Source organism: Rhodoferax sp. (assembly GCF_044236835.1).
In the GTDB taxonomy this organism is placed as follows: domain Bacteria; phylum Pseudomonadota; class Gammaproteobacteria; order Burkholderiales; family Burkholderiaceae_C; genus Allorhodoferax.
On record NZ_JBIIGC010000007.1, the window covers coordinates 133,824 to 145,060 of the forward strand.

13 protein-coding genes are annotated in these 11,237 nt (G+C 60.1%); 2 read left to right on the top strand and 11 right to left on the bottom strand.

The annotated features are described in order from the left end of the window. Nucleotides 1-8: 8 nt before the first annotated feature. The 11 genes from ccmI to glcE all read right to left on the bottom strand — a co-directional run bounded on the left by ccmI (nucleotide 9) and on the right by glcE (nucleotide 9,548). Complete coding sequence (ccmI, locus tag ACILRC_RS07060; protein ID WP_395668650.1) at nucleotides 9-1,178, bottom strand: c-type cytochrome biogenesis protein CcmI; 1,170 nt, start codon at nucleotides 1,176-1,178, stop codon at nucleotides 9-11. Nucleotides 1,179-1,227: 49 nt separating this feature from the next. After that, the gene (locus tag ACILRC_RS07065) at nucleotides 1,228-1,680 is read right to left on the bottom strand and encodes a cytochrome c-type biogenesis protein (protein WP_395668651.1); all 453 of its coding nucleotides are present in this window, start codon (nucleotides 1,678-1,680) and stop codon (nucleotides 1,228-1,230) included. A gap of 7 nt (nucleotides 1,681-1,687) precedes the next feature. Beyond that, on the bottom strand, nucleotides 1,688-2,218 hold the full coding sequence (locus ACILRC_RS07070; protein WP_395668652.1) for a DsbE family thiol:disulfide interchange protein: 531 nt from the start codon (nucleotides 2,216-2,218) through the stop codon (nucleotides 1,688-1,690). Then, nucleotides 2,215-4,218, bottom strand: coding sequence for a heme lyase CcmF/NrfE family subunit (locus ACILRC_RS07075; RefSeq protein ID WP_395668653.1), 2,004 nt, complete (start codon nucleotides 4,216-4,218; stop codon nucleotides 2,215-2,217). Before ACILRC_RS07075 ends, ACILRC_RS07070 begins: the two co-directional genes overlap by 4 nt. A gap of 2 nt (nucleotides 4,219-4,220) precedes the next feature. After that, a complete protein-coding gene (ccmE, locus tag ACILRC_RS07080) occupies nucleotides 4,221-4,676 on the bottom strand; it encodes a cytochrome c maturation protein CcmE (protein ID WP_395668654.1) in 456 nt (151 codons plus the stop codon). Further along, nucleotides 4,673-4,846 (bottom strand): heme exporter protein CcmD, encoded by a 174-nt coding sequence (ccmD, locus tag ACILRC_RS07085; protein WP_395668655.1) that lies wholly within the window; start codon nucleotides 4,844-4,846, stop codon nucleotides 4,673-4,675. Before ccmD ends, ccmE begins: the two co-directional genes overlap by 4 nt. After that, nucleotides 4,843-5,577, bottom strand: coding sequence for a heme ABC transporter permease CcmC (ccmC, locus tag ACILRC_RS07090; protein WP_395668656.1), 735 nt, complete (start codon nucleotides 5,575-5,577; stop codon nucleotides 4,843-4,845). The genes ccmD and ccmC overlap by 4 nt, the downstream gene beginning before the upstream one ends. A 4-nt stretch (nucleotides 5,578-5,581) precedes the next feature. Continuing rightward, nucleotides 5,582-6,247, bottom strand: a complete 666-nt coding sequence (gene ccmB / locus ACILRC_RS07095; RefSeq protein WP_395668657.1) for a heme exporter protein CcmB — start codon at nucleotides 6,245-6,247, stop codon at nucleotides 5,582-5,584. After that, nucleotides 6,244-6,885 carry a cytochrome c biogenesis heme-transporting ATPase CcmA gene (gene ccmA, locus ACILRC_RS07100; RefSeq protein ID WP_395668658.1) on the bottom strand — a complete coding sequence of 214 codons (642 nt, stop codon included), beginning with the start codon at nucleotides 6,883-6,885 and terminating at the stop codon, nucleotides 6,244-6,246. Before ccmA ends, ccmB begins: the two co-directional genes overlap by 4 nt. A gap of 268 nt (nucleotides 6,886-7,153) precedes the next feature. Beyond that, nucleotides 7,154-8,389, bottom strand: a complete 1,236-nt coding sequence (gene glcF, locus ACILRC_RS07105; RefSeq protein ID WP_395668659.1) for a glycolate oxidase subunit GlcF — start codon at nucleotides 8,387-8,389, stop codon at nucleotides 7,154-7,156. Next, nucleotides 8,367-9,548: a glycolate oxidase subunit GlcE gene (gene glcE, locus ACILRC_RS07110; protein ID WP_395668660.1), complete on the bottom strand. Its 1,182-nt coding sequence runs from the start codon at nucleotides 9,546-9,548 to the stop codon at nucleotides 8,367-8,369. Before glcE ends, glcF begins: the two co-directional genes overlap by 23 nt. Before the next feature lie 223 nt (nucleotides 9,549-9,771). Between glcE and ACILRC_RS07115 the strand changes: the two genes are divergently transcribed. Beyond that, complete coding sequence (locus ACILRC_RS07115; RefSeq protein ID WP_395668661.1) at nucleotides 9,772-9,924, top strand: hypothetical protein; 153 nt, start codon at nucleotides 9,772-9,774, stop codon at nucleotides 9,922-9,924. 571 nt (nucleotides 9,925-10,495) lie between these two features. Next, a partial coding sequence (locus tag ACILRC_RS07120) for an RNA polymerase sigma factor (protein ID WP_395668662.1) occupies nucleotides 10,496-11,237 on the top strand: 742 nt, incomplete at its 3' end.

Genomic DNA, 11,237 nt, shown 5'->3' on the forward strand with positions numbered 1-11,237 from the left:
GGGCCCGATCAGGGCTTGACCGCCTGGTCGATGGTGATTTGCAGACCTTGGGCGCCCACTGCAACGGGGGCGGTCTGGCCCATCAGGTCGCCGGGCTGGGGAAAGGCGTTGCCGCTTTTGCTGATGCGTGCGCTCACCACCACGCTGCCCGCACCGGAAAGCGCGTTGGCGGGCGACATGGCCATGCTGTCGTCGAGCTTGAACTCAAAAGGCAAATCTTTGACCTGCTTGCGCAGAACCGCCAAAGGCATGCCCGTGCCGGAGGCGGGGCGGGCAAATACAAACACCGTGTCCTGCGGCTGTGCCTGGGCAGCCAGTGCAGCCGACAAAACCACCCGGCCACTGACCGATGCGCCAGCCACTGGCGAAGCCGTCTTTGCGTTGGCAGCGCTCGGCGCGGGCACGTTAGCGGGCGCGGCGGGCGGCAAGCCGGCCTGGGCGCGGGCCTCGGCGATGGCCGGGCCGAACTGCACCACAAACGGGTTGTCAGGCGCGCCGTACTGCACCACCTTCTCCCACTGTTTAATGGCGCCGGCGTAGTCTTTTCGGTCGTAGGCGTAGACCCCGGCCAAGGCCAGCGCTTTGAGGTTTTTAGGGTCGAGCTTGAGGGCACGCTCCACCCAGACCATGGGTTCACCGTCCAAGTTGCGGTTGTTCTTCAGGGCCAGCGCATCGGCGTAGTCGGCCATCAAGCTGGCGTCATCCTTGCGCAGGGCGATGGCTTTGGCGTAGGCGTCGATGGCATCGTCGTTGCGGCCCATCACGCTGTAAGAGCGCGCAAGCATGGTCCAACCCTCGGCGTCGCCTGGTTGCTCCTTGAGCCGCTGGGCGAGCTTGTCGACCATGGCGACGATTTGGTCGCTGGCGGCTTGCTGCTCGGCACTGACAGCGCCCGCCTCAGCGCCCTCGGCAGATTCGGCCACTTCCACCATCGGGCCCTGGCCACGCTTCCACGCGTAACCGCCCACGGCAACCGCCAACACAAACACCGTGACCAACACCAGCAAGCGCATCGGCGTTCTCGGTGCCGCCTCGCCGTCTCCAACCACCAGTTCAAGGATGCGCCGCTCCAATTGGGCTTTGCTTTGCTCGTATTGCGCAGGGCTCAGTGCACCGGCGGCCTGCTGGTCGTTGAGCTGCTGCAACTGCGCCTTGAGGGCCTGGAGGGTCGTGGTCATCGGTGAGTCGTGGTGGAAAAGAGAGGGCGAAGGTGCGCAGCAGCCAACGCTAGAACTTGCGTGGGTCGGTGTCTGCGTCCGGCTCAGGGATGTCGGGGTCGAAGTGCTCGCTGGGCATGCGGTTGCGCCGGCGCAGCACCAACAGCAACACGACCATGCCCAACACCGCCATGGTCAGCGGGCCGTACCACAGCAACCAGGTGCTGCTTTTGACCGGCGGACGGTACAGCACAAAGTCACCGTAGCGTGCGGTCATGAACTCCAAAATTTCCGCCTCGGACTTGCCTTGTTGCAGCATTTCGCGCACTTGGCGACGCAGGTCGACGGCCAAATCGGCGTTGGAGTCGGCAATCGTCTGGTTTTGGCACACGAGGCAACGCAGCTCAATAGAGATGCGCTGTACCCGTGCTTCCAGCACCGGGTCTGCCGCAGCGGGCGCAGCCTCACCGGCCTGCGCTGCCAAGCCGAGCAGGACCAAACACAGGCCCAGTACGCAACGCATGAAATGCCTAGCCATTGAGCTGGCGCACCAGAGGTTCGATCTGGTCGCGCAAAACCTCGGGCGTGACCGGCCCGATCTGCTTGAAGCGAATGACACCCTGGCGGTCGATCACAAAGGTTTCGGGCACGCCGTAGACGCCCCAGTCGATGCCGACCCGACCGTCTTCGTCAAACAGGGAAGCCGCATAGGGGTCACCAAAATTGGCCAGCCACTTTTGCGCAGCAGGGCGCGTGTCTTTGTAGTTGAGACCATAGATGGGTACCAGCTTCTTCTTGGCAAACTCCACCAAGTGCGGGTGTTCGTAGCGGCAAGCCACGCACCACGAAGCCCAGACATTGAGGATCCAGACCTTGCCCAGCATGTCCTCCCGGCGGATCGTGGTCTGAGCGTCGTCAAGGCGGGTAAGCGCGAAATGGGGCGCGGGCTTGTTGATCAGCGGCGAGGGCACCTCTTTGGGGTTGAGGAACAGACCGGCACCCAGGAACCACACCAGGCCCAGGAAAACCAGCAGCGGGATGAGTGCCCGCAAATACTTCACGGTGCCGCCCCGGCCAAGACTTTGTTGGCATCTTGCGGACTGGCCGCCGGCGTCTCAGCGGTACGCCTGCGCCGGTAACGCTTGTCCGCCACCGCCAGCAAACCGCCCAAGGCCATCAAGGTGCAACCCGCCCAGATCCAGTCGATAAAGGGTTTGACATAGACCCGCACAATCCAGGCCCCGCCGTCCACCGGCTCACCCAAAGAAACGTACAAATCCCGGGTGAAGCCAGAGTCGATGGAGGCTTCGGTCATCGGGCTTTGCTGCACGCGGTAGACCCGCTTTTCCGGGAAGAGTGTGACCACCGGTTTACCGTCCTGGGTCACTTCCATCTTGCCTTGCACCGCAACGTAGTTAGGGCCGGTGATCTCGCGCGTACCGCGGAAGGTGAAGGTGTAACCCCGCACTGTGGTGGAGTCGCCCACCAGCATGCGCACGTCGCTCTCGACCTCGTAGGCCTTGACCATGGTGACGCCAAAACAGAAAACGGCCACACCGATGTGCGCGATCATCATGCCCGCCAACGCACGCGGGATCTGGCGCAGGCGGTCACCCGCATCGCGCCAGCGTACACCAGCCGGGTGGATGCGCTCGTACAAGTCGGTGCCCACGGAGGTGAGAATCCAGAAACTCATCAAGAGCCCCAACGTCGCCACCAAATGGATCTGGCCGGCCAAGGCACCTGTGGTGAGCGAGGCCACCACCGCGATACCGGCAGCCCAGCGAAGGCGCTTGGCCAAGTCAGGAACTTCTGCCTCTTTCCAGCGGGTCAAAGGGCCCACGCCCATCAGGAACAGGGCTGGCGCCATCAGCGGCAAGAACACTGCATCGAAATAGGGCGGGCCCACCGAAATCTTGCCCATGCCCAAGGCATCGAGAAGCAAGGGATACAGGGTGCCCAGCATCACGGCGCCGGCGGCAACTACCAACAGCACGTTGTTGGCCAACAGCGAGGTCTCCTTGGAAATGATGGCAAAGCGCGCACCCAAGCCGACCGTGGGTGCCCGCCAGGCGTACAGCGCAAACGAGGCACCGATCACCACCGTGAGGAACACCAGGATGAACATGCCCCGGCCCGGATCAGTCGCAAATGCATGCACCGAGGACAGCACGCCGGAGCGGACTAAGAAGGTACCAAGCAAAGAGAACGAGAAGGCCAAGATGGCAAGCAAAACGGTCCACGACTTGAAACTGCCGCGCTTTTCCGTAACCGCCAGCGAATGGATCAGCGCGGTGCCCAACAGCCAGGGCATGAGCGAGGCGTTTTCCACCGGGTCCCAGAACCACCAGCCGCCCCAACCCAGCACGTAATACGCCCAGCTGCTGCCCAGCGAAATGCCCACCGTCAAGAAGGCCCAGGCCACCGTGGTCCAGGGCCGTGTCCAACGGGCCCAGGTGGCATCAAGATTGCCGCCAATCAGTGCTGCAATGGCAAAAGCAAACGCCACCGAGAAACCCACATAGCCCATATAAAGCATGGGAGGGTGAAACACCATACCTGGGTCTTGCAGCAGCGGATTCAAGTCGCGACCGTCGAGTGGCACCGGAAAGATCCGGTCAAACGGGTTGCTGGTGAGCAACATGAAAAGCAAGAAGCCCACGCAGATCCAACCCAAAACAGCGAGGATGCGGGACTGCACCGCCTTCGGCAGGTGGCTGCTGAAAAGTGCCACCGCCAACATCCACAGGCACTGCATTTCTACCCACAACAACAGCGAGCCTTCGTGGCCACCCCAGACCGCCGCAATGCGGTAATACAAGGGCAGTGCGGAGTTAGAGTTGGACGCCACATACACCAAAGAAAAATCGTCGGTGACGAACGCCACCGTTAAGCACGCATAAGACAAGGTCAGCAACGCAGCCAACAGGTAAGTCAATGGGCGCGCCAAAGCCATCCATTCGACGCGATTGCGCTGTGCGCCCACCAGTGGCACGGTGCCCAAGACCAAGGAAACGCCCAAGGCCAGCCACAGAGAAAAATGACCAATTTCTGGAATCATGTTTACTTGCCTTGCACCAGCGAACTGGATGTCTTTTCGTTACTGGCAGCCGCGTTTTTGAGCGCCTCGGCTGCCTCCGGTGGCATGTAGTTTTCATCGTGCTTTGCCAGCACCTCTTTGGCCTCGAACACGCCATTGACGAGTTGGCCCTGTGCCACGACCCCTTTGCCCTCCTTGAAGAGGTCGGGCAAGATGCCTTGGTAGCGCACCGGCACCGTTTGCGCAGTATCAGTGACCACGAAATTCACCCGCACACCGTCGCGCAGAACGCTGCCTTCTTGGACCAGTCCACCCACTCGAAAAGTACGGCCCACAGGCGCTTCCTTGGAATAGATCTGGGACGGCGAGTAAAAGAACACCAGATTGCTCTGGAACGCCTTTAGCACCAGGGTGGCAGCGCCGCCCAGCACCGCCAGAAAGGCGATCAGGATCGCGATGCGCTTGTGACGCGTTTTCATTCGAGGTCCTCAGCGTGTTGGTCAGCGTTCTCTTGCATTGCACGGCGATGGCGGCGCGCTGCGAGCCAGGGCTCAACCAACATGCAGGCGGCCACCATGGCATAAGAACCCCACACGTACAGGCCGTAGCCGCCCATCGCAAAAAACTCGCTGGGGCTGTTCCAGTTCATGATTTCCCCTTCAGTGCGCGAACCCACTCGGTATCGTGCTCGCGTTCCAAGATTAAGGCGCAGGTCCGCTTGAACACCACTGCAAATGCATAAGCCCAGAACGCGAATGTCATAAACAACAAGGAGGTGAGCATGGTGTCTGCCATCTTGGGCGCAGCGGTCATGCTGATCGTGGCGCCTTGGTGCAAGGTGTTCCACCAACGTACTGAAAAATAAATGATGGGCACATTGACGGCGCCCACAATGGCCAACAAAGCCCCGGCTTGGTCTGCCCGGCGGGTGTCGTCGATGGACTCCAGCAAGGCCATGTACCCGAGGTAGAGAAACAGCAGGATCAGCTCGGAGGTCAAACGCGCATCCCAGACCCACCACGTGCCCCAGGTGGGCTTGCCCCAAAACGCACCCGTCCACAGCGCCAAAAAGGTAAATGCCGTACCTGTCGGGGCCAAAGCACGCGCCACCATGAAGGCCAGCCGGGCATTGAAGGCCCAGCCAATGGCCGCCCAAAATGCCATCACCAGATACAGCAACATCGACATCCAAGCGGCGGGCACATGCACATAAATGATGCGATAGGCCTCGCCCTGCGTGGCGTCTGTCGGTGCCACGAAAAAGCCGATGTACAAACCCACCACCGACAACACGGCCGCTATCGCATAAAGCCAAGGCGTAAGCCGGGTTGCCAGGGCATAGAAGCGCGATGGCGCGGCGAAAGTAAAAATTTTTGGCACGGTCTTAGATAGAAATACGCAAGGCGGCCGCAGTGGCAACCGGCGCGCCCGCAAGTGTAAGCAGTAGCAGCGCACCCAGCAGATAGAAGTGGCCCGCGCTCGAAATACCAGAGTCCACCGCAGTCACCGCACCAGCTCCAAAAATCAGCACCGGAATACACAGCGGTAAGACAAGCAGCAGTATCAGCACGGCGCCATTGCGCAATCCCAAGGTCAGCGCAGCCCCCACACCGCCAATCAAACTGAGCAGCGGGGTACCCAACAAAAGCCCCAAGGTGAGTGTGGCGATGGAGTCGGCCCGCATGTCAAACAGCAAGCCCAACAGAGGTGCCACCAGAATCAGTGGGACACCCGTCATCAGCCAATGCGCCAGCGCTTTGGCCAGCACCAAGACCACCATCGGCTGGCCAGACACCAGCATTTGTTCCAAGGAGCCATCCGCGTAGTCGGAGCCGTACAGCGAGCCAAGCGATAGCATGGCCGACAACAGCGCGCAGACCCACACAATGCCGGGGGCGATTTGGCGCAGCACCTCCGACTCGGGGCCTACGCCGAGAGGGAACAAACTGCAAGCAACCAGGAAGAACACCACAGGAAGCAGGGCCTCGACCGGGCGTCGGCGGGCCAAGCGCAGGTCGCGGCGCGTCACTGCAACGAAACCACTGTTCATAGGCGCACCGCCGGATGCAGAGTGATGGCTTCAACTGGCACGCCGGGCAACACCAAGGGGATGTGGCTGGTCATCAGCACTGCGCCGCCGCGCTCGAGCTGCTGTCGCAGCAAGACATGCACTGTGGCAATGCCTGCGTCGTCAAGAGCGTCCAATGGCTCATCCAACACCCAAAGCAAGGGCGCCTGCTCGAGGGCCAAACGCGCCAGTGCCACCCGCTTGCGTTGGCCTTGGGAGAGCGCACGGATGGGCACATGGCGGCGATGTCGCATCCCAAAGCACGACAAAGCACCTTCGGCTGCGGGCAGAGAGCTCTCGCGTCCGTGCAGACTGAGCAAAAACTGTAGGGCCTCTAACGCGGTGAGATCGTCTTTGAGGCCATTGTTGTGGCCAAGGTACACCAACCTGGGGAGGCGGGGCGCGTCGCTGTCCTCGTCCACGACCGGTACCTGGCTTGGCCACAGCAGTTCGCCTGCGTGTGCTTGGGCCAAGCCAGCGATGGTTCGCAGCAAGCTGGTTTTTCCACTGCCGTTGGCACCGCGCAGCCACACCAACTGGCCGCTGTGGATGGTGAAATTCAAGCCCTCAAACAGTGACTCTGTTCCGCGCCGCACCGCAAGGTCACGGGCTTGGAACATCGGGGTTGGCGCAGTCGACGAAGTCAAAACGGACGACAACGAGGATGGACACTACCAGGCGCGCACCCAGGCAGCAGGTGGACTGTGTCAGTCCCGCAGAGCAGCTCGGTGTTCATTTCAATACGCGGGGCCCATTGGCGGAGGGAGTTGGCGAGACGATCAAGCTCGCCGCAGATCATTATTTTAGTCAGGCGCAGCAGTGGGTCTGCTTGGCCCCAAATGCCCTGGGCTTACCGCCTGCGCGCCCTCAATCGCCTTGCCACACGCTTCACACCAGCGCCGAGTCCAACACCTCGACCCAATGGCGCACGGATACATCGGTGCCGGTTTGCAAGTGGGTGATGCAGCCGATGTTGGCGCTGATAATGGTCTCGGTAGCCTGCGCTTGCAAATGGCCCAACTTGCGGTCGCGCAGCTGGTAACTGATTTCCGGGTTCAGCACCGAGTAGGTTCCCGCCGAACCACAGCACAGGTGAGCCTCGTTGAAGGCAACCCGTACTTGAAATCCCAACGCCGCTAGTTGCTGTTCGACACCACCGCGCAGCTTTTGACCATGCTGCAAAGTGCAGGGTGGATGGAACACCAGCTTGTCTTGGGTGCGAACCTTGTCTTTCAACTGAGGCACCAGGTCCGGCAGCAACTCGCTGAGATCGCGCGTGAGTTCGCTCACGCGCGCGGCCTTGGCGGCATAGTGAGGGTCGTCTTCCAGTATGTGGCCGTATTCCTTGACGGTGACGCCACAACCAGAGGCGTTCATGACGATGGCCTCAACGCGGGCGCCATCCGCCCTCTGCGGGTCAATCCAGGGCCACCAGGCATCGATGTTGGCGCGCATCGCCGCCTTTCCACCGTCTTGGTCGTTGAGATGGAACTTGACGGCGCCGCAACATCCAGCCTTGGGCGCAATGACGGCTTGCACACCGGCGGCGTCGAGCACGCGCGCCGTGGCCGCATTGATGTTGGGCGCCATGGACGGCTGCACGCAGCCCGCCAACATAAGCACCTTGCGAGCGTGTTCGCGACTTGGCCACGCACCAGAAGGTTGCGCCACCGGTACCTTGTTTTGCAACTTGGCAGGGAGCAGCGGGCGCACCATCTGCCCCAACTTCATGGCGGGGCCAAACATGGGTGAGGGCAGGCCCTCTTTCAGCGCCCAACGCAGCACCGACTCGCTCGCGGGTCGAGGCACCTTGGCATCGACCAATTTGCGGCCAATGTCCACCAGATGGCCATAGTCCACGCCCGACGGACAGGTGGTCTCGCAGTTGCGGCAGGTTAGGCAGCGGTCCAGGTGCATCTGGGTGGCGCGTGTGGGCTGAGCGCCTTCAAGCACCTGCTTCATCAGGTAGATGCGCCCGCGCGGGCCGTCCAGTTCGTCACCCAAAACTTGGTAGGTGGGGCAAGTGGCGGTGCAAAACCCGCAGTGCACGCACTTGCGCAAAATGGCTTCGGCGGCCAGGCCGTCGGGGGTGCCCTGGTACTCAGGCGCAAGCGTGGTTTGCATAGGGTGAAACACCGGGGTTGAAAATGCCATCGGGGTCGAAGCTGACCTTCAGTCGCTGGGCAATACGTGCAGCCGCAGGGTTGTTGGGACTCTGCATTGCGGCAAACCCTGGCGCACTGTCCGTACTGCCAAGGGGTGCCATGAAAACTTGGGCTGTACCGCCCGCAGAAAGGGCCACTGCCGCAATCGCCGCCTGAGCCCCCAACGGCGCCCACAGCCAGCGCAGACCGCCGTGCCATTCCACCAACTGGGCAAATGGCAGATCCAGCACCGGCGCGGTCTGAGGCACGCTTAAGCGCCACAGCACACAGTCGGGAGCGTGCGGCTTCTGAAAAAACGGCAGCTGCTGGTCGCGGCACAGTGTCCAATCGGTAGCGGCTTGAGCGCTGTCCATACGGTGGCCGTGAACGTCGGCAAGCATGCGCAGGCAGGCGGCATCCACAGCCGCTTTGGCGCCGCGCAGCCGCACAAACAGAAGTTCTTTGGCTTGGGAGTTGGGATGAGCGGAGTCCAACACCCAACAGCTCGCATTGAGCGGCAGCGGCAGCGCGCTCCAGCGCTGCAACTGTGCCAATGCGGCCGCCTGGCTTAGTTCAAACACCAACGTGGCTTCGGCAGGCGCCAAGGGCAACACCTTCAGAGAGACTTCGGTGATCAACCCGAGCGTGCCAAAGGCGCCCGCCATGAGCCGCGACACGTCATACCCGGCCACGTTCTTCATCACCTGCCCGCCAAAGGTAAGGTGCTGGCCCAGCCCATTGATGAGCTTGAGGCCCAGCACATAGTCGCGCACAGCGCCCACATTAGCGCGCGACGGGCCACTTAGGCCACACGCGACCATGCCTCCCACGGTGGCGGGTGATGCCCCTGGCTGTGACCAAGCAAAGTGGGGCGGCTCGAATGCAAGGTATTGGCCCTTCTCAGCCAGCACAGCCTCGAGTTCGGTCAGCGTGGTTCCAGCACCTACGGTGACAACCAACTCGCTGGGCTCGTAGCTAAGGATACCGGCCAGCCCGCGGGTTTCGAGAGTGTCTGCTTGGACCGCAGGCCACAAAAAATCCTTGCTCCCTCCACCCCGGATACGCAAAGAGGTACCGCGCCCGCGCGCCGCCACTATGCGCGCGCTGGCGTCAGCGACTGCTTGATCTATGGATGCCATAGAAGCTATGGTAGGCGTCGCTGCTGCGGTGGAGCGTGAATTTTTCTGAATGAAATAGCGAAGTATTTTTGTCGGTATAGGAGACCTGTACCGCAAATCAGGCAGCGAACCGGCTTGCGCATCAAGCAAAACCGGCATCTGTTTTTGTCACCATGCGTTTCTCAGTTTTGGCACAAACCGATTAAATTTTGAGGCAAACAACCTTGACAAAAAAATCTTGGTTATGAGTTTAGCTGTAGCAAGCGCGGCATCGCTGCGCGCACGGCCTACTTTCATAGATGGCTTACTGGTCGACGAAAAAGGCATAACCCTCTACGCCTTTGACAAGGACGGCGGGGCGCAAAGCAACTGCAAAGACGTGTGTTTGATGCAGTGACCGGCATACAGAGCAAAAACCGGGCTCTAAACCAGCATCCGATCTTGGATTTACGACAGATGGGAAATAGTCGAGCCACCGCGAAAAGCCACTGTATTTCTTCATCAGTGACCCCAATGCAGGCGACCGACGATGCGATCGTGCTGGTAATGTTCGGCTTGTTGTGCCAGCACAAAATCCATCCAAGTCAACTGAAATCACGCGTCAGAATGGCGCTTGCTAGTAACACAGCCGGTCTGGTCTGGGCGCACCACCAACCCCACCAAATGGTCCGTACTTTTGCGCTGCGACACACACTGCCATTTACAACTTTTATTTCACTGCTACAACACGTTAGTGAGCACTGAGGCGGCGCGCCAACCTGCGCAAATGCCTTGAACGCACGATCACCTACATTCCAGTTCTTCATCATGAGTTCCAGTTTGCTTTTAGAGGTTGCACCCCAGCTCCGCAGGGGCTAGTAGCTGCGCCCTGGAACTAGGGCGCTGCGTTTGACTGGGTCACTTTCACGTCAGCCATCAATTGCGTTGGTCTGCAGTCTGCAGACGCTGCGAGCGCCGCTTCAGATTAAGTGGTACGGCGTGACTTTTTCGCCATAAACGCCAACAACCACTGGGCGTCATTTGTTTTTGAAGAAACACCGGTCGCGTTTCGTAAACCAATTCACGGCTCCAAAATTGACCACTTTGGTGCGCCGAACTATGGTTTTGCACCCTCTCTTTTATGTTTACTTCGGAACCACTTTTTGTGCAACATGCTGGATAACCTTGCATCTCTTGAAGATCTCATCCAAAAAGCAGGCGTTGGTGACTACGACAGTTTTGCAGTTTTGTATGACCGCACTAATGCGCATCTATTTGGTATTGCGATGCGTTTATTGCGAAACAAGCCAGTTGCAGAAGATGTGTTGCAAGAGGCTTTTCTAAGTGTGTGGAAGCATGCCAAGAACTACCGCTGCGAGGTCGATGGTAGGCAGTTTGCAGGGATGTCTTGGCTCATATCCATAGTTCGCAACAAGTGCCTCGACGCGCTAAGAAGCTCAGGTTACCGTAGAGAGGAAACCATGATTGATGTTGACGGTGAGTCAGATCGTGAAAGTGCTGATATGCGCTGGTCCGCACCCAGCGCGGACCAGTTGCTTGACCAATCAGTAAACAAATTGAAGATCGCCGATTGCTTTCAGTCGCTGGAATCAGGCCCGCGCCAGAGTCTTGCGCTGGCGTACTACCAGGGTCTGTCGCATTCTGAGATATCGGCGCAAATGGGGGCGCCCATTGGCTCAGTCAAATCCTGGGTGCGCAGGGGCCTGATGA